Source organism: Caulobacter endophyticus (assembly GCF_003116815.1).
GTDB lineage: Bacteria > Pseudomonadota > Alphaproteobacteria > Caulobacterales > Caulobacteraceae > Caulobacter > Caulobacter endophyticus.
Map to the genome: position 1 here is coordinate 30,933 of NZ_QDKQ01000024.1, position 22,169 is coordinate 53,101.

Genomic DNA, 22,169 nt, shown 5'->3' on the forward strand with positions numbered 1-22,169 from the left:
GCCCACGGCGCGTTGCATGCTCGGATCATCGAGGGACGCAAGATGAACGATCAGGTCGGCGACAAACCCTTCCTCAGCGACGTGCAGACCCTGCGGGCCAGGGCGCGGGAACACCTGGAGGACGGCGCGCTGACGCCGGCCTATGGCGGCGACGTCAAGAAGACCATCGAGATCCTGCAGACGGTGCTGGCCACCGAACTGGTCTGCGTGCTGCGCTACACCCTGCACTCGATCATCGCCTCGGGGATCTCCAGCCAGGGCCCGAAGGCCGAGTTCGCCGAACACGCCAAGGAAGAGCACGCCCACGCCCTGGCCGTGGCCGAGCGCATCACCCAGCTGGGCGGCACGCCGAACTTCAGCCCCGAAGGGCTCGCCAGCCGCTCGGCCTCGCAATATGTCGAGGGCGAGAACCTGGTCGACATGATCAAGGAAAACCTGATCGCCGAACGGATCGCGGTGGAGCACTATCGCGAACTGATCCGCTATTTCGGCGACGACGACCCGACCACGCGGGTGATGCTGGAGGGCATTCTCACCGTCGAGGAGGAGCATGCCGACGACATGCACGACCTACTGGTCGCGCACGAAGGCACGCCGATGCTCGAGGACGCCTGACTTGGCGCAGATCGCGTTTACGCCAGCGCCGGCCCCGCCGTCTGTGGCGGCGGTGCTGGCCGCTTTGCGCCATGCCTTGCAAGACATTCGCGCCCGCGCCGCGGATCTCGACGCCGGCGGCGAGTTCCCCGCCGAGGACGTTGCTTTGCTCGCGTCGATCGGCGCGCTTGAGGTGATGGCCGGCGACGCCACCTCCCCGCGCGAGTTGATGGAGGCGTTGCGCCTTGTCGGCCGCGCCAATCTCAGCCTGGGGCGGATCTTCGAAGGTCACGTCAACGGCGCGCGGCTGGTCGCCTGGTACGGGTCGGCCGAACAGCGGCGGACCTTGGAAGCCGACCTGGCCGCCGGCAAGGTCCTGGGTGTCTGGAACACCGAACCGACGCCGGGCGTGACCATCGCCGATGGTCGCCTGCACGGGGCGAAGTCCTACGCCACCGGCGCGGGCCATATCGACATCGCCGTGATCACGGCCGCCACGGCGAGCGGCGGCAAGCAGATGGTCCTGGCGGACGCCGCCGATCCGGCCCGCGCCGATCCATCGGCCTGGCGGGTGCGGGGCATGAGGGCGACGGTCAGCGGGACATACGACCTTACCGGCCTGCCGGTCGACGCCGCGACGCGCCTGGGCGCGCCCGGCGACTACGAACGCGAGCCGCGCTTTTCGGCCGGAGCCTGGCGGTTCACGGCGGTGCAGCTGGGCGGCGTGGAGCACGTGCTGACCCTGCTGCGAGAGCATCTGGCGGCCTCGCCCGCCGGCCAGGATCCGATCCATCGGGCCCGCTTCGGCAAGGCGCTGGCGGCGACGCGCTCGGCCTATCTGTGGGTGCGGGAAGCGGCCCAGCGGGCCGAAGCGCCGGATGCGGGAGCCGAGGCGATCAGCTTCGTACTGATGACCCGAGGCGTGGTCGAGGAGGCCGGCCTGACCGTCATGGAGGCAGCGGCCCGCAGCGTCGGCACCCGGGCCTTCTTCGTCGACAATCCACTGGACCAGGCCTGTCGCGACCTGGCGCTCTATCTGCGCCAGCCCGTGCCGGACCAGGCGCTGGACCGCGCGGCGGCGGCGTTCCTGGCCAAGGACGCCTGGGCGGACGATCCCCTGTGGTGACGGCGATGGGCGAGCCGGCCTGGGCGGCCCTGGTCAACCAGGCCTTCAACCTCGACGCCACGGTGCTGGACGGCCTGTCGCCGTTGCTGATCCTGGCGCCGCACCCCGACGACGAGACGCTGGGCTGCGGCGGCCTGATCGCGACAGCCAGCAAGCTGGGCCTGAAGCCCCGCGTGGCCTATCTCACCGATGGCGCCGGCTCGCACACGGGCTCGCCGACCTGGCCGCCCAAGCGGCTGGCCCGTGTTCGGCGGCAAGAGGCGCTGGCGGCCCTGGAGGTGCTGGGCGTTCCGCCCGAGGACGTCCATTTCATGGGGTGGCCCGACGGCGCGCCGATCCCTCGCGAGGATACAGCCTACGCCGCGTCGCTGCGGGAGCTGCGCGACTGGTCCGACGGCTTCAAGCCGTGGAGCGTCTGGGCGCCGTGGCTCGAGGAACGGCATTGCGACCATGTCGCGGCCAACCTTCTGGCGTCGGACTACATCGCCTCGATCGACACCCGCGAGCCGGTGAAGATGGAATATCTGGTCTGGGGCTGGGCCGATCCGGACCTGGCCCATCGCCACGGCGCCAAGGGCGTCTGGGGCCTGATGTGCGGCGGCGAGATCACGCGCCGCCGAAAGGCCCTGGCCTGCCACGAGACCCAGATGACCCCGATGATCCAGGACGCCGCCGAGGCCTTCCAGGTGCCGCCGGACCTGGCGGCCCTGACCGACCGGCCGGTCGAGATCTTCCTGGAGTGCAGGCGTTGAGAAAAACCCGCTCGCTGGAGCCCGGCTATTTCGAAGGCCTTTACACCGCCGATCCCGACCCCTGGGGCTTCGAGACCAGCGCCTACGAGAAGGGCAAGTACGCGGCCACCCTCGCCGCCCTCGGTGAAGAGCGCGCCGCCCATGCGCTGGAGGTCGGCTGCTCGATCGGTGTCCTGACCCGGCAGTTGGCCGAACACTGCGACCGCCTTCTGGGGCTGGACGTTTCGGAGACCGCTCTGGATCAGGCGCGAAAGCGTTGCGCCGACTTGGCCAATGTCGAATTCGCCCTGCTGCAGGTTCCGCGCGATCCCGTTCCCGGGTCGTTCGACCTGATCGTGCTGTCGGAGGTCGCCTACTACTGGGACGACGGCGACTTGGCCCTGGCGGCCGAAGCCTTCCGGGCGGCACGCGTTTCCGGCGGACGGATCCTGTTGGTCCACTGGCTAGGCGAGACCGATTATCCCAAGACCGCCGACGAGGCCGTCGAAGGCCTGCGGGCGCACCTGGGCGACGCTGTCACTGTGGATACGGCTCAGCGCAACGCCGACTATCGCCTCGATCTGTGGCGCTGGGCCTAGCCGGCCTCGGCCAGCAGCATCCGCTCGCGCCCGATGCGCACCAGAGCGCGGGCCTTGTCGATCTCGGCCGGAAGATCGGCGAAGGTCAGGGCGGGTCCCGGCGTCGCAAGACCGAGGGCGACATTGAGCGGCGGCGCCTCGTGGATCGGCTCGTCGACCGCCTGGCGCCCCCAGAGGTCCAGGGTGTCGGAGGTTCCGCCTACGGCGCGACCGGCTAGGCGGCAGGAGGTGAAGACCTTGACGTCGATGGGGTGGCGCACGCGTCCGCCGGCCGCCCTTACGGCCTGGAACAGCGCCTTGTCCTCGCCCACCGGCGGGGCGGGCGCGCCGCCGATGCGGGCATAGCAGCCGAGGGTCAGGGCTATACTGGCGCCGCCTTCGTAGAAGTGGTGCGGCCAGGCCTCGTCGCTCCGCGCTGCCCGCAAGGCGTCGAGAGCGGCGTAGTAGCGGCGCAGCAGGGCCAGCCGGGCGCGGTGCGCCGGGTCGAGGCCGCGCAGTTCAGCACCCTTGAGCCGCGCCAGCCCCGCTACCGCGTCGTAGCCGGCGTCGACATGGTCGAGCGTACGCCTCAGCCAGTCCGCCGCGACGTGGGTGTCGGCGTCGGTGGTCAGCAACAGGTCTTCGGGCGAGTGCAGAAGGGCCGCGGCGGCCTCGAACGCCGCGCGACGGGCGCCGCCGGCATGAGCCTGGTCAGGATCCAGCCGCATCTCGACGACCTCAACGTCGCCGCCCAGGCGACGGGCGCGCTCGGCAGTGTCGTCGATGCAGTTGTTGGCCAGCACCACGATGCGCAGCGACGCGATCCGATCGTCGCGCTCCATCGCAAGCAGGCGGGTCAGGCAGACCTCTATCCAGGCGGCCTCGTTTCGCGCCGGAACGGCCACCGCCACGCGGCGCTTCAAGACGAGATTCCCAGCCGGTGAATGATCGATGCGCGCATGACGTTCCTGCTCTCGTTCCCAAGCCGTTCACAGAGACGCGGCGGGGTGCAAACTCTCCACGGAGCGGAAAGTTCGAGGCGAGGCCCGCACGAAAATAAATCGTGGTTTCAGGGAGTTATGTCGGCTTGGCGACAGCAACCTCGACTCCGCGCGAACGTTAGTTCGCCACACCTCAAAATTGAAAGACGCCCCATGGCCACCCCGGCTAAGACCAAGGCCAAAACAGCGGGCGCACGCGCCGGCTCCACGCCGCCGACCAACGCCCCTCCCCCCAGGCCCGCGGGTCCCTCGACCGAAGGCGAGACCTTCATCGCGCCCGGCGGCGAGACCCACCAGCAGGCCGACGGCCCGGAAACGCAGCTGACCACCAATCAGGGCGTGCCGATCGCCGACAACCAGAACTCGCTGAAGGCCGGGGTCCGCGGCCCCGTGCTGCTGCAGGACTTCATCCTGCGCGAAAAGATCATGCACTTCGACCATGAGCGCATCCCCGAGCGCGTGGTCCACGCCCGCGGCTCGGCCGCGCACGGCTTCTTCGAGTGCCTGGATTCCTGCGCCGACGTCACCGCCGCCGACTTCCTGCAAAGGACCGGCGAGCGCATTCCGGTGTTTACGCGGTTTTCGACCGTGGCCGGCAACAAGGGCTCGGCCGACCTGCCGCGCGACGTGCGCGGCTTCGCGGTGAAGTTCTACACCCAACAAGGCAACTTCGATCTCGTCGGCAACAACATCCCGGTGTTCTTCATCCAGGACGCCATCAAGTTCCCCGACCTGATCCACGCGGCCAAGCAGGATCCCGATCGCGAGTTCCCACAGGCCCAGACCGCCCACGACACCTTCTGGGACTTCATCTCGCTGACGCCCGAGAGCATGCACATGATCATGTGGGCGATGAGCGACCGGGCCATTCCGCGCTCGCTGCGGATGATGGAGGGCTTCGGCGTCCACACCTTCCGCCTGATCAATGCGGCGGGGACGAGCACCTTCGTCAAGTTCCACTGGCGACCCAAGCTGGGCTCGCAGTCGGTGGTCTGGGACGAGGCGCTGAAGATCAACGGCGCCGATCCGGATTTCCACCGCCGCGACCTGTGGGAAGCCATCGAGGGCGGAGATTTCCCCGAGTGGGAGTTCTGCCTGCAGACCTTCACCCAGGAACAGGCCGACGGCTTTGCCTTCGACGTGCTGGACGCCACCAAGCTGATCCCCGAGGAGGACGTACCGCTGCGCGTCGTCGGGCGCATGGTGCTGGATCGCAACCCCGACAACTTCTTCGCCGAGACCGAGCAGGTCGCCTACTGCGCCGCGCACGTGGTGCCAGGCATCGACTTCACCAACGACCCGCTGCTGCAGGGGCGCCTCTTCTCCTATCAGGACACCCAGCTCAAGCGCCTGGGCTCGCCCAACTTCCACCAGATCCCGATCAACCAGCCCAAGTGCCCGTTCCACAACCTGCAGCGCGACGGCCACATGCAGATGGCCGTTCCCAAGGGCCAGGTGAACTACGAGCCGTCGAGCCTGGGCCAGGACGTGGCGCGCGAGTCCCTGGAGCGCGGCTTCCAGGCCTTCCCCAACCCCGAGGCCGGCGAGCAGTTGCGCCTGCGGCCGGAGACCTTCGCCGACCACTACACCCAGGCCCGATTGTTCTTCGCCAGCCAGACCAAGCCCGAGCAGGACCATATCGTCGCGGCCCTGGTGTTCGAGCTTAGCAAATGCGTCACGCCGCGGGTGCGCGAGGCGGTGCTGTCGCGCCTGATTCACATCGACGAGTTCCTGGCCCAGTCGGTCGCCGAGGGCCTGGGCTTCCCGGGCGAGATCGTTCCGGCGCCGGCGCCGATACCGGCCCAGGACATGACCCCCTCGCCCATGCTCAGCCTGCTGGCCAAGGCGCAGCCCACGCTGGAAGGCCGCAAGGTCGGCGTCCTGGTCAGCGACGGCAGCGACGACAAGCTGCTTGCCAAGCTGAAGGCGGCCGTCGAGGCGGCCGGCGCGCGACTGCAGATCATCGCGCCGACCATCTATGGCGTGACTACGGCCGGCGGCGCCCTGCTGCCTGCCGACCACAAGATCGATGGCGGCCCTTCGGTGCTGTTCGACGCGGTGGCGATCCTGCCGTCCGACGAGGGCGGTGCGCTGCTGGCCCTGGAAGCGGCGGCCGTCAACTTCCTGCGCGACGCCTACGGCCACCTCAAGGTCATCGCCTACCTGCCCTCGGCCGGTCCCCTGTTCGCCAAGGGCGGGATCACCGAGGTGGGACCGGACGACGACGAAGGCCTTATCGATCTCGAAGCCTCCAGCGTCGACGACTTCGTCGCCACGGCTTCCACGGGCCGGGTCTGGGCGCGCGAGCCTCTCGTGCGTCCGCCGCCCAAGCCGCTGGTCGCCGACCCCGCATGAGCGATCGGCGCACATGAGCGACGAGAGGATTCACTGCCTGATCGTCGGCGGCGGACCCGCAGGCCTGACCGCCGCGATCTATCTGGCGCGGTTCCGGCTGTCGGTGGTCGTCGTCGACGCCGGCGACAGCCGCGCCGCCCTGATCGCGCTGACCCGCAACCATGCGGGCTTTCCCGAAGGTATATCAGGCCAGGCGCTGCTGGCGCGCATGCGCGAGCAGGCCAAGCTGTATGGCGCGCGCGTGATCTCGGCCCGTGTCGCCGCGTTGGAGATCGCGCCCGAGGACTTCCTCGTCCGCTGCTCGACCGGCGCGTTCCGAGCCCGCGCCGTCCTGCTCGCGACCGGGGTGACCAATCGCCGGCCGCCTATGGACGAGACGCTGCATGCCCGGGCGCTCGCGCAGGGGCGCCTGCGGTACTGCCCCGTCTGCGACGGCTTTGAAGTGACCGACCAGAGGGTGGCGGTGATCGGTGGCGGCGCCCGCGCCGCTGGCGAGGCCGAGTTCCTGCGCGCCTACACCAGCAGCGTCACCCTGATCGCGCTGGAGGCCGACGACGGCCTCGACGAGAGCCAGCGTCGACGGCTTGATGAGATCGGGGTCAGGCGCATCGCGGGCCCGGCTGGAGACTTCGCGTTGGAGGACGACAGTATCAGCCTGGCCTGTTCCAAGGGACGCCTGCGCTTCGATGCGGTCTATCCGGCGCTCGGATCGGAGGTTCACTCCGATCTGGCTAGCGGCCTGGGCGCGGCGGTAACGGAAGACGGCTGCATCAGGGTGGACGCCCATCAACGGACGAGCATCGAGGGCCTCTACGCCGCCGGCGACGTCGTGCTGGGCCTGGACCAGATCAGCCACGCCATGGGCGAGGCCGGCGTCGCCGCCACGGCCCTGCGCAACGATCTGGCCAAGCAGGCGCTGTTCCTGCGCTGACCAGGGGAGGCTGCGGGAAACGCCCGAAGTCCCCCCTGGTCGACAGGCCTATCGCGGATCGCGCAGATAGACGGTCCTGCTGCGGCCGCGCAGAAGCAGTCCCAGTACGATGCCTACGGCCGCCGCGATGGCCACGGCCGGAAGGGGCTTGCCCCTCACATAGGTCTCGATAGTGTCGAGGCGTTCGTGCACCTCGCCGCGCACCGTATCCAGCGCGCCCTCGAGCCGGTCGCGCACGTCGTCGGTGAGTTTGCCGTAAGCCCGCTGGGCGCCGCCGGCGGCTTGGTTGAGCTTGCCCTTGATCTGGGTGGCGCTGTCGCCGGTCAATCCGCCGACGGCGTCCTGGACCCGGCCGACGCCCTGGCGGGCGACGCCTGTGACTTGATCGTCCATCGGTCTGTCCTTTGCCTGCCGCCGAACGCGGCGACAGACCAATCCGCCAACCCGCATGGATGTTCCGGGGAATGTTCGCAAGCGTTCGACCGGCGTTCTATTTCTGCTCCAGATCGATCAGCCGGCGCTCCGCCCGGCGCGCCCGACGGTTCCTCCGCGCCAGGCGCAGATACCCGCCGCAGACGAGGACGAAGCCGCCCGCGGCAAGGATCAGCGCCAGCCCGAGGCGATCTCGCACAGGCCAGCCATAGAAGCGCGCCGCGACGATGAAGCCCAATAGAGCGAGCGCGGCGCCGCAGACACCGGCCATAAAGGCTCCGCCAACGGGCTTTGGCGCATACGCCTCGGCCCGATCCTCAGCCAGCATCTCGCGTTCGGTCTCGTTCATTTCGTAGTCTAACATGGTCACGACGCCAGGCCCCGCGATCATCGCCTCCGCGCGAACGGAGCAGTTCCGGAATTCCCGAGAGCGACACCCGCTACGATGACCTTGGCTCCAGCCTTTGACCAGGCCGAGCCGGGATTTCTCGCCGGTTCAGCTGGCCCGCTGGGCCGGCCACCCGCGCCCGGCAAATGGGTCGGGGCGCGTCAGTCCTGCGAAGGTCGTGTTTCTGGAGTTGGCCCAAAAACATTTACAGGCGCTGTTTGCGGAGGCCTCGGGGCTAGTGGGTTGCCGCTACTGCATTTAACGCTGCTAGCTCGCGTCGATCATGAGACGGTTCCAAGCTGGATTTTAAGCGTTAGATTGACGGGGGCTCGAAGCAATGAGGTCGCCACAATGCTTGATGAAGCAGCGCTCAAGCGGATTGACCCTGTGGACCTGCACGTCGGCGCGATGTTGAGGGCCCTGCGTCGAGCTAAAGGCATGGGAAAGAGCGAGCTGGGTCGCGGAGTTGGCGTCAGCTATCAACAAGTACAAAAGTATGAATTGGGGCACAACCGCCTAAGCGCGGGCATGTTATTTAGGATATCTCAAGCACTGGATGTCGAAATAGCAGAATTTTTCTCGGGGTTGGAACGAAAAGAGATCAATCAACCATCAATATTGAGTCGTTTTGTGGTCGCTCCCGACGCGGTGAAATTTATGAAGGCGGCGCTGGCCTTAACTGGGGCGACGCGCGATCAATTATTTCAACTTTGTATTGTGCTTGCAGAGGATAAATAGCGCTGCGCCATATCGCATGTCATCGGACAAGGACTTTTAAAGCGAACAGTCGCGCTCGACGCTCGTCTTGATCAATCGTGAAGGCGCAGGTCAAGGCCATCGCCGGGGCCCGGGTCCGCTACGTCAGCGGATCACCGTGCTGCTCAAGCTGGAGGGGGCTCAACCGCAAGCGGGTCTATCGCCTTTACAAGGCTTTGGCCCTCCAGCTGCATGGCAGGACGCCCGTTCAAAATGCGAGGCTTGGCGTAGGGACTATAATGAGCAGCGTCCCCACAGCTCGATCGGCGACACGTGCCCGATCGAGCTGATGAACGGCGCCGGGCCATATGGCCCGCCCGGCGCCTGACCGGCGAGAAATCCCGGCCCGACTTGGTCCAAGGTTGGGGGCAAGGTCGGGCTGTCACCGCGCCGGCCGCCTCCGGACCGTCGCCATCAAGGACAGCGCCTTAGCGATGGGCGCCGACGTCTAGCGTATAGCGCGCCACCTCACCGCGGCGCGCGGCGTTGCGCATCAGATAGACCTCAATCTTGTAGCGGCCGCTCACGCCGGCGCGACCGCGATAGCGGTTTCCGCTCGCCGAGCCGTTGAACAAAGCCTGGTCGGCGCGCGGCGCTGTGATGTTGAAATAGGCCGATCGGTTCTGGCTCTGCATCGAAACCGTGAGCATCTGACCCGGACGAACGTCCAGCCAGTAGGTCATAGTCTCGTAGCCCGTGATCACGCCGCGCCGGGTCGCCGAAGATGCGCCGCGCTCGAAGCGGATTTCATCGCTGCGGCCGCTGGCGACCGGGGCGCCGACCGGGCCTGGCAAGGTGCTGGGCCCAGGCCGGCAATCGGGCGCCGGCGTTGGGGTGATAGCGACCAAGCGGCCGTTGACCACGGCCACCGACAGGCAAATTTTCCGCCGTTCGTTCCACCAGTAGGTCCACTTGCGATCATCGCCAGCCTGCGTGCGAACATTGACATAGCCACGCGAGGCCAAGGCGCCTTCTGCTCCGGCGGCCCGCGCGCCGACAAGATCGCGCAGGTCGGACGGCGTATCCTGGGCGGCCGCCGGCGCGGCCATGGCCAGGCCGATCAGGGCGGGGAGGATCAAAGTCGTCGCCACTCTACGCATGGTCGCCTCCAGACAGGACTTTAAAGCCGGCTATTCGATCGTCTCGCCGCGAAGGGTCTCGGGCGCCTGCATGGCCCGCATCCACTTCACGGACCTCACCTTCCAATGGGGATCGGCCTTGCGCAGTTCCGCGAGCAAGCCCTTCAGGTGCTCGGCGCCATAATTGACGTAGATGCGGTCTTGCGGCGCGGCCTCGATACGCGCGGCGAGCTGGCGATTGCGGAAGTCCAGGATCACGGGATCGAGGACGGCGGGCTTTTCGCCCTTCGCCTTGAGGAGCAGTGTCATGGCGCCCCGGCACGTCACGCCCGCTAGGCTCTGGTGGCGCGGATCCCCGTCCTGGGCCCAGGCGAAAAACTGGGTCATGGCGCCGGCGTCCTTCTTGTCCCGCCGCGTTTCCTCGACCGAAGCCTGGACCTTCTTGGCGAAAGCCGGATCGGCGGCGGCCAGGCGCTCGTACTCCTGCTTCAGCTGCAGGGTGGTGACGTCTGCGGCGACATGCCGGTCGGGGTGTTCGAGGATCTGCGGCTTGAGCAGCTGGAAGTAGTCGCCTTGGAACGTCAGGCCGCAGACCTTGCTCATGGCCTTGTATTCGTCGTTCAGGCTGCCGCCGCCGGCGACCACGTCGCGGAAGAAGGCGTCGCCTGCTGGATCGGGGCGGACCCCTTCGTAGTAGATAACATAGCCGTCGCTGAGCGCGTGCTCGAGATCGTAGATCATTGCCTTATAGAAGGGCTCTGAGCCGACGTGCACCGCGCCCTGGAAGAGTACGGTCTTCTTTCCGTTCGACAGCACCGCTTGGGGCGCGAGCAGCGGATCAAGGCCCACGACGATCGCCAGGGCGTAGAGCGGCGCCGCCGCCAGAATCGAGAACGCGAAGGCCAAGGCGAGCGCGCATCTGATCCAAGCCCGGAGCAGCGACCGACGCCGCGCGCGATCGAAGATCAGCCGTTCCAGCCACGCCGCCGGCGCGGCCACCAGCGCCGCGAGCGCCAGCACGCCTGGCAAGACCAACGGATGAAGGCCGAGCAGGACGGGCAAGGCGAGCAGGAAGCCGGCGCCGAACAGAAACCAGATAACGGTGGCGATCCGCTGGCCGAGATTCAGCCGGCCGCTGTCGTCGTTCACGCTCGTCATGTTCCCTCGCGATGGCGCTCAACCTTTCCGCGTCAAGCTTTCAAAGCCAAGCGCGATCTGGGATTGTCGCCGAAAATTCCCGCTTGGACCCGCGCTTCGTGCAGATGAACAAGGCCAGCTCGATGGATTTCATGCGTATCCTCCGCTCGCTGGAGGAGTTCCTCTATGAGGTGATGACCTGGCTGGTGTTCTATCCTCGCACCTTGTTGAGGACCGCGCTTCACCCCATCGAGATCTTGGACTATTCGCGCGCCGAGCTGCGCAAGGCCGAGGACGACCAGTACCAGGAGACGATCAGCGCTCCGCTCTTCCTGATGCTGAGCTTGGTCATATCGCACGGCGTCGAACTGGCCCTGCATCTGCACCCCTTCGCCAATGTCGGCCACGGCGCCGAAAAGCTCGTCGGTTCCGACCAGAATCTGATCATCCTGCGCTCGCTGATGTTTGCGGTCTTTCCGCTCATGTTCGCGCTGGAACAGGTGCGGGACGCCAAGCAGACGCTGACCCGAAAGAGCCTGCGCGGGCCGTTCTACGGCGAGTGCTATCCCGCCTCGGTGTTCTGTCTGGTGTTCGGGATCGGCGGAACCATCGACCAGGCCTGGCCGGACAAGCGCGCCGCCGGCTGGGCGATCATGGCCGTGGCGATCGTCTGGTACCTTCTGGTGCAGATCGTCTGGCTCAAGCGCTTCAATGATCGCTGGTCGCGCGCCATCGGTGTCGCCGTGCTCTGCTTCCTGAAGGCGTCGATGGTCGTGTTCATCGTCGCCGTCGCCGTGAGCCTGGCGATCCTCGGATGAGGGTCGGACGCGTCAGAGCGTCCGACCCGCAAGGCCGCTAGAGCTTTTTAGCTCTCACATGGAAGCATGTGAGGCGTCTAAAAGCGCTCTAAATCAAACGCTTAGAGCGCGCTGGTCGGCGAAGCCGCTCGCGCTTTCGCCTAACGCGCTCTAGAATTTGCGATCGCCGTCAAGCGGATCACAGGTCCCATTGAACTTGGTCAGGCCGTCGAGCACGATCCGGCCGGCGCGGCGGTCGATGGTCAGCTTGGGACGATTGGCGCCGTTGAGCTTGAACTGGCCTCGGATCATGTCGCGGTCGATGCTGAGGTTGCTAATCTCGTACCAGCCGCCGTCGCTATTGGAATGGATCGGCGGGAGCATGCTCTTGGCCGGCCGGATCCGGCCGCGGCCGCCGTCGATCTCGACGGTCACCGATGTGTCGTAATCCTGGCGGGTAAGCTCATAGCCGCTCTTGGGCACGTAGCGCCGCTTGTCGCTGTCCCACTCGTAGCCCGAGCGGTACTGGTTGGTCAGCTTCTGGCCCTCTCCGTAGCAAACGAGCGCAATATGCTCGCGATAGTCGCCGCCGGCGCCGCCATAGCCGAATTCAGGCGGGCGATAGCCGCCGCCGCTCGCGCCACCCCCGCGACGGCAGTCGGGCGCCGGCGTCGAGACGATGGAGTCATAGCGTCCGCCGACGGTGCTCACCGACAGGCAGACGCCGCGCCGGTCATTCCACCAGTAGGTCCATTTGCGATCGTCGCTCGACTGCACGCCCGTGTTGACGTAGCCGCGCGCGGCCAGTTCGGCCTCGCCGCCGGCGGCGCGGGCGCCGACGAGGTCGCGAACGTCCGACGGCGTCACTTGAGCCGCGGCCGAGTGCGCCCAAAGGACCGCAACGCCGAAAGTCGCCGCCGCGATCATGGAGTAAGACAGCTTCATCATTGGACCTCCGAACGCCCGCACCGATAGACGCGGTTCATGACGGCTCGATATCGTCAACTAAAGGTTGGCTTCAGAGCGACGTCAAACCTTGATTACGGATGATCGAGAGGAGCCGCCAACGAGGCTTTCATCCCTATAGCCTTCTGGTGTGTACCGATCCGAAGATCAGACGCCGGCCGGGGCGCGCCAGACCGCGCCAAAGGTTGCGGCCAGATATGGCGCAATTGAACATGGCGAGATCGCGGACTCGCCCGTTTGCTTTGAGCTAATGGCGTATTCCCCATATGCGCCTGGGCTTGAATGGCGGCTTGAGGCCGATAATGCGGCCTGTGTTCCAAGGACGCTTAGGTGGAAGGAAGAGGTCAAGTTGGGCCATGTCCGCCTCCTGCGGATTGGCTGCTCCCCTCACGTCATTCCACCACGCGCGCGGTTGGGGTCCGCGTCATAACCCCTGGTGCATGGATTGGCGGCCCGTGAGCGCCTGCCTCGTGCCGCTAGATGGCGAAGCCGTGCTCGCCTTCGACCCGGATTTGGCAGGCATGGCCTTCCCCCATGCGCTCGCGAGCTCGGCGGGCGGCCGAAGCCTTGGCGATATCCTTGTCGGGCGACGCACCAAAGAAGAGGCCGGCTTCCTCGGCCGCCCATAGGCCGTCGTTGCGGCAAACCGTAATGACGATGCGATCGATGGGGGGCTGTTTCATGGATGTCCTTTATCGGCGTTCGCTAGGGGGCGGCGATCGCGCTACGCGTTGCGAGGCCGGGAGGGGCGCGAGGCATTGAACGCGTCGTTGGAAAAGCGCCGCCCAAGCTCGTCGGCCAAGCCGCCGACCTGGGAGGTGACGTCGTTCAACTGCCGCTGGAGTTCATCGCAGCGCTGACGAAGCTGGTCACACTCGTCGCGAATGCGTTGGATGTCTTCGCCCATAGGCTGTCTTGCTCTCCGGCTTTGCGGTTGTTGCTTCAGCCTCGGCCGTGTTGATCCTGGCGCCTGCCAAGATAGTTCAGGCCGTCGCTGGTCGGCCGCCATCCGCCACGGCCATGGTGTGCAAGGCCCCGCCCGGCCAGCTCTTGAGCGTCTCGGATATTGACCGCGTCGAGCGCGCCGGTGCGCAGCCGGCGTTCCAGTTGGCGCAGCGCCCGGTAGGCGCCTTGCGAAATCTGGTTCGGGCCGACCTCGTGTTCCGCCTCCTGAACGAGGCTCAGCCCCAGGGGGGCGTCGGTGACGTCTACGGGCTCAACCATCTTTGGCTCCTGTCTCGCCGGTCTATCGGCGGGCCTGATGGCTGGGGCGCAAGGATGGCCCCCGGCCCGCGCGCAGCCGCGCGATCAGCGAGCGGCGAAGATCGCGGCCACGGGCGGCCATCGGGCGCGCATCCGACGGCGCGGCGAAGGCGGCGATCAGGGTCTCATGGACAAGGAAGCGCGCCGCGTTTCGGTCGGGCAGAAGCCGATCGGCCAGGCGCTGCAGGTTCTCGGACAAGATCACGACTTGGAGATTGCGCTGGGGGTGAGGCAGCATCTGGGCTTTTCCTTCCTGAAGAGGTTGAAACCGAGTGATGCGTCCTTGCCTTAGAAGGATTTACCAGCGATCCCGTTCAAATTTCGGCAATGTTTCGGCGCGACGGAAAAATCATCGCTGCGCCTTCTATTTTCTGACATTACGCCTATATTGAAGAAATGGCCAGACTGGGCCGGCCTATTTATTCACATTTATTTTCGAAGGACGCGCTCGAACGGGGCGTGAATGGCGGCGCTGCCGCCTGAAGGGCGTGCATGCGTTTTGAGATCGAAGCCTCCCTCACCTATGATTTCGCGGCGCCGTGCGAGGTTCTTCTGCTGGTCGAGGCCGCGCATGGACGGTACCAGCAGGTGTCGTCCGATGCGCTCACCTTCTGGCCGCCCGCGCCGGCCAGGCGCATCGACGATCCGCTGACGGGCGAGCGCCGCACCGTGTTCGCCGCCTCGGGCCGGATCAACGCGCTCTATCGCGCCACGGTCGAGGCGGCGCCGGCCGACCATGACCTGGCGGGCGCGGCGGAGATGGCGATCGCCGCCCTGCCAAGCGAAGTGTTGCCGTTCCTTAGGGCCAGCCGCTTTAGCCCGTCCGATCGCCTCATGCGCTTCGTCGAGCGGGAGTTCGGTGAACTGCGGGGCGGTGCGAGGGTCGCCGCGATCCTGGCCTGGATCGCCGACCATGTGGACTATCGCGCCGGGGTCAGCAACGCGGCGACGACCGCCGTCGACACCCTCATCGATCGCGCCGGGGTCTGCCGCGACTTCAGCCATCTGGCGATCGCGCTCTGCCGGGCCGGCAACATCCCGGCCCGCGCCGTCAGCGCCTATGCCTGGACGCTGGAGCCGCCCGATCTCCACGCCGTGGCGGAAGTCTATCTGGGTGGGCGGTGGAGGCTGATCGACCCTTCCGGTCTGGCTCCGCTCGATGGCCTTGTCCGTGTCGCGACGGGGCGGGACGCCGCCGACATCGCGTTCATGACGATCTTCGGCGCCGCGACCCTCGTCGAGCAGCATTTCAGGATCGACAGGGTCGGCGGGTAAGGTCGTGACCCGACCTCGCCGCCGCTCGGCTCTGCCTGATGCGCTCGGGCCGTTCCACTATCAGTTTCGGCCCAGTTCCGCCGGTCGCTTCGACGCGGTCCTGATCCGCGCGCCCCTCGGCGCGCCGCTGCCGAGATGCGGCGATGCGATCACGCTGACGACCCGCGATTGCTATGACGCCGATTTCGAGGTGACGCAGGTCAATCACAATGGCGAAGGGTGGTGGATCGGGTGCGAGCGCAAGCCGCGATAGCCGCGCCAGCGCCGCAAAGTTGGCGACTGATCGACTTGGTCGGGGGTTAGGCCCGCCGGACCTTTCGAGGCCTCAGGCTTCGCCAGTCTCGCCGGCGCGCGGGCGGAACCGCCCTACCCATCGCGCGCGCCTTGGCCTTGCCGTCGCCTTTCAGCGACTTTGGCCGCCTAGACGCGCTCGCGCTCGCTGCGTACGTGCTCGCGCGTTTGGCGGCCGCGGCGTCAAGCCTAGCGCCGCGCCTGGCGAGCGGCGTAGCGCGCATCGCGCTTGGCCTTGGCTTCGGCGGCGGAGAGCACCTTGCGCTCGCCGTGCTTGGCGCCTGGCGCCTCGGCTTCCAGGTCGGCGATCGCCCGGGCGGCCGCTTCCTGGTCCGCGAGTGTAGCGGCCTTACGTACTGCCTTGGTCTCGGCCCGGTCGTTCCGGACCTGTTTGAGGTGCGCCGCGCGCTCGCCGGCGCGGTCGATCGGCCCGATCGCCGGCTGCGAGGGCTTGGGCTTGAACGCGGCGATCAGGACGCGGCGGGCAGCGGCCGCGGCCGATAGGCGATCGGCGAAATTGTCATGGGGAGCGTTGGCCATGAAGGCTTTCGTCTGGAGCAAAGGGCGTTCTCCGCGCCATGCGGCGCGGAGAACGACAGCTTAGGCGGCCTGGAGCTGGCCGGCCGACGTCTTGCCGCTGCGCTGGTCGCGCTCGAGCTCGAAGCCGATCTTCTGGCCTTCCTGCAGCGCGCCGAGGGTCGAACGCTCGACGGCCGAGGCGTGGACGAAGACGTCCGGGCCGCCATTGTCGGGTTGGATGAAGCCGAAGCCCTTGGTGGCGTTGAACCACTTCACAGTGCCAAAGGTCATGAGAACACCTTTCAGGTGCGAGTGTTCTCGCGCGGAAAACCCGACGCGAGATCAAAATTCGATGAGGATAAGGGGGCGGACTCGGAGCTCGATCCGGAGATCGAAACCTGGAGAGCAACCGAAGCCAAGGCGATATTCGACACCACAATACTGGCATGGCGGCGGCATGATAGCCAGGTGATATTTTATTTTATCTCAAAGCAGGCATCAGTTGGCAGCTGCCACTACTCCAAGCGAGGCGAACCCTGGCAAAAATCGCTCTCGGCTCCGCCGCCATTACCGCCGTTTGCGCATCTCCACCGCCACGACGTTCACGGGACACGCATCGAGCGCCGGCCCCGCACTAGACCGACAACTTGGGCAGTCAGGACGCTCGGCTGACGGCTCGACGCCAAAAGAACCTGCCCTCCTGGTCGCGCGCTACGGCCTTTCCTCAGCGAGCATCATAAGGACGTCACCGATCAGGGCCGCCGCGGCGTCCTGCCCAGCCAGATCGGCGAGGAGATCCTGACGCACCTCCAGCTCGAGATAGTCCAGGCCGCGCGGATCCACGTGGTGCGGGATGGTGAAATCGGTCCCGTCCATCGCATAGGGCGCGTTGTCGCCCACCGCATCCTCCCCCACACGCGCCCTCAGCGCACCGAGCACCGCGGCCGAGACCATGGAATCGCCCCGGTGCAGAACGCCGTAGCGCCAGGGTCTGGCCAGGCCGGCCAAGGACGGCGTGAAGCTGTGCAGAGACACCACCACCGTCGCGCCGTGGCCGCCGTCGAGCGTAGCGGCGATCTGGTCGTGATACGGCAAGAAGATTTCCGCGGAGCGACCGCGACGCGACGCCGCATCAAGGTCGTTGTTGCCCGGGATGACCGTTCCATCGCTGACGGGAGGGATCGAGCCCTCCGAGCCCAGGGCGCGATTGCAGTCGATGACGAGGCGCGAATAGGTCTGGCGGACGAAGGTCGCGTTCAGCCGCTTCGCCAGGCGCACGCCAAGGCCTTCGACCCCGATGTCACAGGCGATGTGGCGCGCCAGCTCGACATCATCCAGGCCCAGGCGGTCCAATCGCCGGGGAACGGCGCGACCGGCATGATCGCCCAGCAACAGAAACGGCGAGGAACCGCCCCGATTATCGACAGCCACCGGATCGATGTCGCCTGCGACCAGCAGCCTCATCGACGGATCGTCCCGGCTCAGGTCACGCTGGCTCAATGTCGATCCTCTCGATCCGTCACCTGACGCGCTATCGCTATCGCAAGCCCGTCGGGTTTGGCGAGCACCGGATGATGTTTCGCCCGCTGGAGAGCTACGACCAGCGCCTGATCAGCGCGGATCTGGTCATCGGGCCAGAGCCCTGCCTGATCCGCAACGTCCACGACGTCTTCGGCAACTGCGTCGCCATCGCCCGCTTCGCCGAGCGCGCCAGTGAACTGTCGTTCGAGAGCCGCGTGACGCTGGACCACCGGCCCCTGCCCGCCTTCGCCGGCGTCGACGGCGAGATCGAAGCCTATGGCGGCACGATGCCGTTCGCCTACAGCCCCGAGGACATGCCCGACCTGCTGCGTTCCATGGAGCGACAGTATCCGGATCCTGATGGCGCGCTTGAACGCTGGGCGCGGAGCTTTCTGCGTCATGACGGCCGCACCAGCCTCCAGACCCTGCTGGCCGAGATAACCCAGGCCATCTACAGCGAGTTCCGCTACGCGACCCGGCTCCAGGGCGCAGCCCAGAGTCCGGCCGAGACCTTGGCTTGGCGCACCGGCACCTGCCGCGATTTCGCGGTGCTGATGATGGAGGCTGTTCGAACCCTGGGCCTGGCCGCCCAATTCGTGTCCGGCTACCTCTATTGTCCACCGCGACCAGCTGACCTGCCCGTCAAGCTCGGCGGGGGGCATACCCACGCCTGGGTCCGGGTCTATCTGCCGGTCTGCGGCTGGGTGGAGTTCGACCCGACCAACGGCATCGTCGGCAACACGGACCTGATCCGCGTGGCCATCGCCCGTGATCCTCGCCAGGCCTTGCCGCTGTCGGGCGGGTGGTCCGGCGAGGCTGGCGACTATCTGGGCATGGACGTCGAGGTCGAGGTGCTGAGCGAGCACGATCGCGTCGGAACGCGCGCGGCGCTGCATGGGTCGCAACCGCCCGGTCAGGCGGACGTTGCCTTGGCCAGTTAGCCATCAGGACACTCCATGCGCATCCGGGCCGGTTTCGAGATCATCTACGAATGCCCGGCCCCCACGCCGATGCTGCTGATGCTCAATGTGCGGCCGGAACGCGAGGCGGATCTGGAAGCCCCCGACACCATCCACATCGACAGCGCCGCCAAAATCGACAGCTACTTAGACGGCTTCGGCAACCGTTGCAGCCGTGTCGTGCTGCCCGCCGGCCGCTCGGTCTTGTCGTCCGATTTCATCATTCGCGACAGCGGCGCCCCTGACCCCGTCCTGCTCGACGCCCAGGCCTCAAGGGTCGAGGATCTGCCCCCCGAGGTTCTCGTCTTCCTGCTGGGCAGCCGCTACTGCGAAACCGACACCCTCAGCGATCTGGCCTGGTCGCTGTTTGGCGACACGCCGCCCGGCTGGGCGAGGGTGCAGGCCATCGTCGACTATACCCACCAGCGCATCGAGTTCGGCTACGCCCACGCCCGGGCGACAAAGTCGGCCTGGCAGGCCAACCAGGAACGGCGCGGCGTCTGTCGGGACTTCGCGCACCTGGCCATCACCCTGTGTCGCTGCATGAACATCCCGGCCCGTTACTGCACGGGCTACCTAGGCGACATCGGCGTTCCGCCAGCGGACGCGCCGATGGATTTCAGCGCCTGGTTCGAGGTCTATCTCGACGGTGGATGGCGCACCTTCGACGCCCGTCACAACGCGCCGCGGATCGCTCGCATCCTGATGGCGCATGGGCGCGACGCCACTGACGCGGCTATCACAACCTCGTTCGGCCCCGCGCTGCTGCAGAGCTTCATCATCAGGACTGATCAATTGCAGCCGGCGGGGTAAGGGCGCCTCAGAACCGCCATGGGTGTTGTCTGTTAGCTCGGTTTGGGTCTCCATCACCCGCACAACCAGAACGAAACAGGCTCGGGAGAACGTGGAGGCGGATTGTGGCGACTTGGACGGCGATATTTCTTTTGTCCGATCCCATCAGGAACATCGGACCGCTACAGGCATTTTGGAGAAGGTCGCGCGAAGCGATTGCGGCCGACAGCTCCAGCGTCAGGTCACTAGGGCATAGGCCCGGAAGGGCCTTTTCATGCCACCCCCTGATATGACCGCGGCTGCCGGAAGGCGGGGCGCTACTTTGCTTGTTGTCGAGGATGAGCCCATCGTCCGCATGGTCGCCTCCGACCACCTTCGTGACGCCGACTACATTGTGCTCGAAGCCGGATCAGCCTTGGAAGCTTTGGCGATGCTCGAACACCACGGACCAATTGCCTTGGTTTTCACGGATATCGACATGCCTGGTCCAATCGATGGTCTGGGCCTGCAGAGGATCGTCGGCCAGCGTTGGCCGGACATCGCCGTGTTGATTACATCCGGCCTCCACGGTCCAACTGGACCGGACGCATCGCCTTTCCTGGCCAAGCCCTACGACCTTTCAAAGTTGGTCAGGCTCGTCGAAGCTTTGCTGCGCAGCGCCCACGCTTGAACCACGCGGACAATATCAGCGCAGCTGTCAATGCTGCGCCTCGCAAATGACACCTGCGAAACTCGCCGTGGGAACCTGGCCCCTCATCGCGCTTTGACCTCCAACCAGCGTTCATGTTCATCAGGACCGCTACCGATGCCGCACACATCGTCAACACCGCCATCGACCAATGGCAGTTGAATCCGCCGCGTTGAACTCGCCCTGTTGCGTACAGACTCTGGACGACACCGGGGCCGTCCGGTCCTTCAACGAGGAGGGCTTGAGACTTATGGCCGTCGACAGCCCCACGGACATAGTCGGGCGTTATTGGCCGGATCTTTGGCCCAAGAACGTGCGCCCGACCTTGATCACCGCTCTCGAAAAAACGCGATGCAACGGCACGGCAAATTTTCAGATACGCTGCTCTATGACCACGGGCGCCAACCGCTGGTGGGACGTGACTATCGCGAGCCTGCCTGGAAACATCGCGCAGTTCATCGTCATCTTGCGAGACATCACCGCCGCTCACTCCGATCTCGCCGCCGAAAAACGGACCAATGACCGCCTGCAAGACATCATGCGGTCCAATGCTGATATCCTTTGGGACATCGATCTCGTCGACAACAAGGTTTGGTGGGGCGAAGGCATGACCTCGACCCTCGGCTACGATCCCGACCAGATCGGCGAGAGCACCCGGTGGCGTGATGAACGCATCCATCCAGACGACCGGAAGCGAATTGTCGAGGGTATGAGGGCGGCGATCGAGGACGGCTTGGCTAACTGGGAAGGAGAGTTCCGCTATCTCGACGCGGCCGGCAGGTATCGCGACGTCCTGGATCGCGGAGCGATCCTAACGGACGTCAATGGCAAGGCGTTCAGATTTGTCGGCGTTATGCAGGACGTTACCGCGCGAACCGCCTTGGGGGAGGCGTATAAGTTGGTCGCCGGCGAACTTGCCCACCGGGTCAACAACGTGCTGGCCGTGGTTAGCGGGCTCTTCCAGAACTCGGTACGTTCGACGACCTCCCGTGCCGACCTGATCGACGCCTTTGGCGGTCGGGTGATGGCCATGGCGGCGGCCAACACCGCGGTACTGCGCAGCGAATTCGGCGGTGCGAAGCTCGAAGACCTGATTTGCGTTCAACTCGCACCTTTTATCGGCGCGGGCCGTCTTCGTCTTTCGGGGCCGCCCGTCGTGCTCAAAGAGGCAATGACGCAACCCTTCGCCCTGGCAGTCAACGAGTTGGCGACCAATGCACTCAAATATGGCGCTCTTTCCAACGAAGTGGGTCGCGTTGACTTAATGTGGCGCCTGGAGCTACGGGGCGAGCAAAAGCGCCTTATCGTTGATTGGAAGGAGAGCGGCGGGCCTATCGTCAAGTCGCCAACGCGACTGGGGCTCGGCTCAAAACTCATTGAACGAGGAATCCGAAACTGCGAGGTGTTGCGAAGGTTCCATCTTTCAGGATTCCATTGCACGCTGGATTTGGAGCTCGACTAAGGCGCTAGCTGCCAGCCCCATGACGGACCGCGTCTCACTGTTGGCCAGGGATGGCCGGTTCGCGAAACCTACGTCCCTAGCGCCTCAACCTCCCGCAAGCGGACACTCCGAACGGAAGAGAAGAGTCAGGTAACGTCTCGTTCTTCAGAAATCTCGCTTCGAAGCAAACGCCCTGATGCAAGCCGTCGGGACAGAGCATCGAGGAACCCGACATAGCGCTCCTGCCCCTTGGCGTTCTGCGCCCTCTGATCTCCAGCCGACAGGCTTGGCGTCGCCGTTAGCCAAGCCTTCACGAACAGGGCGACGGCCTCGTTGGAGATTGTCACGTCGCGTTCTAGCCGCTCGATCGCACGGCTAATCCGATCGAGACGCCGGGTGACCGCCGCCTCCGACGCCTCTTCCCCATCCGCCGACAGGTAGGCCGCCACCGCCGCCTGCACGATCTCGGACTTCGACCGACGCATCCGGCGTGACGCCGCGTCTAGGGCGAGGGACAAATCCCTGGCCATGAACACCTTCGTCTGGACC

The 22,169-nt window shown here is 66.0% G+C and carries 29 protein-coding genes and 1 pseudogene; 15 read left to right on the forward strand and 15 right to left on the reverse strand.

Annotated elements, in window-relative coordinates; genetic code table 11:
• Window positions 1-42 precede the first annotated feature (42 nt).
• The 4 genes from DDF67_RS05030 to DDF67_RS05045 are packed head-to-tail and all read left to right on the forward strand — an operon-like array spanning window position 43 to window position 3,050.
• Window positions 43-615 (forward strand): ferritin-like domain-containing protein, encoded by a 573-nt coding sequence (locus tag DDF67_RS05030; RefSeq protein ID WP_109099898.1) that lies wholly within the window; start codon window positions 43-45, stop codon window positions 613-615.
• Between the two features lies 1 nt (window position 616).
• A complete protein-coding gene (locus DDF67_RS05035; protein WP_109099841.1) occupies window positions 617-1,720 on the forward strand; it encodes an acyl-CoA dehydrogenase family protein in 1,104 nt (367 codons plus the stop codon).
• Window positions 1,714-2,472, forward strand: a complete 759-nt coding sequence (locus tag DDF67_RS05040) for a PIG-L deacetylase family protein (RefSeq protein ID WP_146197958.1) — start codon at window positions 1,714-1,716, stop codon at window positions 2,470-2,472. Before DDF67_RS05035 ends, DDF67_RS05040 begins: the two co-directional genes overlap by 7 nt.
• Window positions 2,469-3,050 carry an SAM-dependent methyltransferase gene (locus DDF67_RS05045; RefSeq protein ID WP_109099899.1) on the forward strand — a complete coding sequence of 194 codons (582 nt, stop codon included), beginning with the start codon at window positions 2,469-2,471 and terminating at the stop codon, window positions 3,048-3,050. The genes DDF67_RS05040 and DDF67_RS05045 overlap by 4 nt, the downstream gene beginning before the upstream one ends.
• Here the strand turns inward: DDF67_RS05045 and DDF67_RS05050 are convergent.
• Entirely contained in the window at window positions 3,047-3,952 is a 906-nt protein-coding gene (locus DDF67_RS05050) for a glycosyltransferase (protein ID WP_158277992.1), read from the reverse strand. The genes DDF67_RS05045 and DDF67_RS05050 overlap by 4 nt on opposite strands.
• 231 nt (window positions 3,953-4,183) lie before the next feature.
• On the opposite strand from DDF67_RS05050, the gene DDF67_RS05055 reads away from it, so the two are divergent.
• The gene (locus DDF67_RS05055; RefSeq protein ID WP_109099844.1) at window positions 4,184-6,385 is read left to right on the forward strand and encodes a catalase; all 2,202 of its coding nucleotides are present in this window, start codon (window positions 4,184-4,186) and stop codon (window positions 6,383-6,385) included.
• 13 nt (window positions 6,386-6,398) lie between these two features.
• Window positions 6,399-7,316 carry an NAD(P)/FAD-dependent oxidoreductase gene (locus DDF67_RS05060; RefSeq protein WP_109099845.1) on the forward strand — a complete coding sequence of 306 codons (918 nt, stop codon included), beginning with the start codon at window positions 6,399-6,401 and terminating at the stop codon, window positions 7,314-7,316.
• Between the two features lie 48 nt (window positions 7,317-7,364).
• On the opposite strand, the gene DDF67_RS05065 is transcribed toward DDF67_RS05060, so the two are convergent.
• Window positions 7,365-7,709, reverse strand: coding sequence for a CsbD family protein (locus DDF67_RS05065; RefSeq protein ID WP_109099846.1), 345 nt, complete (start codon window positions 7,707-7,709; stop codon window positions 7,365-7,367).
• 97 nt (window positions 7,710-7,806) lie between these two features.
• Window positions 7,807-8,097 (reverse strand): hypothetical protein, encoded by a 291-nt coding sequence (locus DDF67_RS05070; protein ID WP_146197959.1) that lies wholly within the window; start codon window positions 8,095-8,097, stop codon window positions 7,807-7,809.
• A gap of 390 nt (window positions 8,098-8,487) precedes the next feature.
• Here DDF67_RS05070 and DDF67_RS25475 point away from each other — a divergent pair, with 390 nt between their 5' ends.
• Both DDF67_RS25475 and DDF67_RS26385 read left to right on the forward strand, forming a co-directional pair.
• Entirely contained in the window at window positions 8,488-8,874 is a 387-nt protein-coding gene (locus tag DDF67_RS25475) for a helix-turn-helix domain-containing protein (protein ID WP_158277993.1), read from the forward strand.
• A gap of 136 nt (window positions 8,875-9,010) precedes the next feature.
• Window positions 9,011-9,220 carry an integrase core domain-containing protein gene (locus tag DDF67_RS26385; protein ID WP_158277994.1) on the forward strand — a complete coding sequence of 70 codons (210 nt, stop codon included), beginning with the start codon at window positions 9,011-9,013 and terminating at the stop codon, window positions 9,218-9,220.
• Window positions 9,221-9,320: 100 nt separating this feature from the next.
• Here DDF67_RS26385 and DDF67_RS05085 read toward each other — a convergent pair whose 3' ends face one another.
• Both DDF67_RS05085 and DDF67_RS05090 read right to left on the reverse strand, forming a co-directional pair.
• Window positions 9,321-9,992 carry a hypothetical protein gene (locus DDF67_RS05085; protein ID WP_146197960.1) on the reverse strand — a complete coding sequence of 224 codons (672 nt, stop codon included), beginning with the start codon at window positions 9,990-9,992 and terminating at the stop codon, window positions 9,321-9,323.
• A gap of 30 nt (window positions 9,993-10,022) precedes the next feature.
• Window positions 10,023-11,120, reverse strand: coding sequence for a hypothetical protein (locus DDF67_RS05090; protein ID WP_199229158.1), 1,098 nt, complete (start codon window positions 11,118-11,120; stop codon window positions 10,023-10,025).
• A 20-nt stretch (window positions 11,121-11,140) separates the two neighbouring features.
• Between DDF67_RS05090 and DDF67_RS05095 the strand changes: the two genes are divergently transcribed.
• The gene (locus tag DDF67_RS05095) at window positions 11,141-11,926 is read left to right on the forward strand and encodes a hypothetical protein (protein WP_146197961.1); all 786 of its coding nucleotides are present in this window, start codon (window positions 11,141-11,143) and stop codon (window positions 11,924-11,926) included.
• 150 nt (window positions 11,927-12,076) lie between these two features.
• On the opposite strand, the gene DDF67_RS05100 is transcribed toward DDF67_RS05095, so the two are convergent.
• From DDF67_RS05100 to DDF67_RS05125, 6 genes and pseudogenes are all read right to left on the reverse strand, one after another.
• Window positions 12,077-12,850 carry a hypothetical protein gene (locus tag DDF67_RS05100; RefSeq protein WP_146197962.1) on the reverse strand — a complete coding sequence of 258 codons (774 nt, stop codon included), beginning with the start codon at window positions 12,848-12,850 and terminating at the stop codon, window positions 12,077-12,079.
• Between the two features lie 208 nt (window positions 12,851-13,058).
• Window positions 13,059-13,229: pseudogene (locus tag DDF67_RS26390) on the reverse strand (integrase); the annotation flags it as partial.
• Between the two features lie 118 nt (window positions 13,230-13,347).
• Window positions 13,348-13,554, reverse strand: a complete 207-nt coding sequence (locus DDF67_RS05110; protein ID WP_109099854.1) for a hypothetical protein — start codon at window positions 13,552-13,554, stop codon at window positions 13,348-13,350.
• A gap of 41 nt (window positions 13,555-13,595) precedes the next feature.
• Window positions 13,596-13,778, reverse strand: coding sequence for a hypothetical protein (locus DDF67_RS05115; RefSeq protein ID WP_109099855.1), 183 nt, complete (start codon window positions 13,776-13,778; stop codon window positions 13,596-13,598).
• 35 nt (window positions 13,779-13,813) lie between these two features.
• Complete coding sequence (locus DDF67_RS05120) at window positions 13,814-14,095, reverse strand: hypothetical protein (RefSeq protein WP_109099856.1); 282 nt, start codon at window positions 14,093-14,095, stop codon at window positions 13,814-13,816.
• A 22-nt stretch (window positions 14,096-14,117) separates the two neighbouring features.
• Window positions 14,118-14,372, reverse strand: coding sequence for a hypothetical protein (locus tag DDF67_RS05125; RefSeq protein WP_109099857.1), 255 nt, complete (start codon window positions 14,370-14,372; stop codon window positions 14,118-14,120).
• 254 nt (window positions 14,373-14,626) lie between these two features.
• On the opposite strand from DDF67_RS05125, the gene DDF67_RS05130 reads away from it, so the two are divergent.
• Together DDF67_RS05130 and DDF67_RS25255 are read left to right on the forward strand one after the other, a co-directional pair.
• The gene (locus tag DDF67_RS05130; RefSeq protein ID WP_109099858.1) at window positions 14,627-15,409 is read left to right on the forward strand and encodes a transglutaminase-like domain-containing protein; all 783 of its coding nucleotides are present in this window, start codon (window positions 14,627-14,629) and stop codon (window positions 15,407-15,409) included.
• Between the two features lie 4 nt (window positions 15,410-15,413).
• Window positions 15,414-15,662: a hypothetical protein gene (locus DDF67_RS25255; protein ID WP_146197963.1), complete on the forward strand. Its 249-nt coding sequence runs from the start codon at window positions 15,414-15,416 to the stop codon at window positions 15,660-15,662.
• Between the two features lie 227 nt (window positions 15,663-15,889).
• On the opposite strand, the gene DDF67_RS05135 is transcribed toward DDF67_RS25255, so the two are convergent.
• The 3 genes from DDF67_RS05135 to DDF67_RS05145 all read right to left on the reverse strand — a co-directional run bounded on the left by DDF67_RS05135 (window position 15,890) and on the right by DDF67_RS05145 (window position 17,719).
• On the reverse strand, window positions 15,890-16,240 hold the full coding sequence (locus DDF67_RS05135; RefSeq protein ID WP_109099900.1) for a DUF6481 family protein: 351 nt from the start codon (window positions 16,238-16,240) through the stop codon (window positions 15,890-15,892).
• 60 nt (window positions 16,241-16,300) lie between these two features.
• Window positions 16,301-16,510 carry a cold-shock protein gene (locus DDF67_RS05140; protein WP_109099859.1) on the reverse strand — a complete coding sequence of 70 codons (210 nt, stop codon included), beginning with the start codon at window positions 16,508-16,510 and terminating at the stop codon, window positions 16,301-16,303.
• Between the two features lie 420 nt (window positions 16,511-16,930).
• Window positions 16,931-17,719 (reverse strand): N-formylglutamate amidohydrolase, encoded by a 789-nt coding sequence (locus tag DDF67_RS05145; protein WP_199229159.1) that lies wholly within the window; start codon window positions 17,717-17,719, stop codon window positions 16,931-16,933.
• Here DDF67_RS05145 and DDF67_RS05150 point away from each other — a divergent pair.
• The 4 genes from DDF67_RS05150 to DDF67_RS05165 all read left to right on the forward strand — a co-directional run bounded on the left by DDF67_RS05150 (window position 17,719) and on the right by DDF67_RS05165 (window position 21,641).
• The gene (locus DDF67_RS05150) at window positions 17,719-18,681 is read left to right on the forward strand and encodes a transglutaminase family protein (protein ID WP_109099860.1); all 963 of its coding nucleotides are present in this window, start codon (window positions 17,719-17,721) and stop codon (window positions 18,679-18,681) included. The genes DDF67_RS05145 and DDF67_RS05150 overlap by 1 nt on opposite strands.
• A gap of 15 nt (window positions 18,682-18,696) precedes the next feature.
• The gene (locus DDF67_RS05155) at window positions 18,697-19,512 is read left to right on the forward strand and encodes a transglutaminase-like domain-containing protein (RefSeq protein WP_109099861.1); all 816 of its coding nucleotides are present in this window, start codon (window positions 18,697-18,699) and stop codon (window positions 19,510-19,512) included.
• Between the two features lie 268 nt (window positions 19,513-19,780).
• Window positions 19,781-20,161: a response regulator gene (locus DDF67_RS05160; RefSeq protein ID WP_109099862.1), complete on the forward strand. Its 381-nt coding sequence runs from the start codon at window positions 19,781-19,783 to the stop codon at window positions 20,159-20,161.
• A 169-nt stretch (window positions 20,162-20,330) separates the two neighbouring features.
• Window positions 20,331-21,641: a PAS domain-containing sensor histidine kinase gene (locus DDF67_RS05165; RefSeq protein ID WP_109099863.1), complete on the forward strand. Its 1,311-nt coding sequence runs from the start codon at window positions 20,331-20,333 to the stop codon at window positions 21,639-21,641.
• A 125-nt stretch (window positions 21,642-21,766) separates the two neighbouring features.
• On the opposite strand, the gene DDF67_RS05170 is transcribed toward DDF67_RS05165, so the two are convergent.
• On the reverse strand, window positions 21,767-22,150 hold the full coding sequence (locus tag DDF67_RS05170) for a CopG family transcriptional regulator (protein ID WP_199229160.1): 384 nt from the start codon (window positions 22,148-22,150) through the stop codon (window positions 21,767-21,769).
• Window positions 22,151-22,169 lie beyond the last annotated feature (19 nt).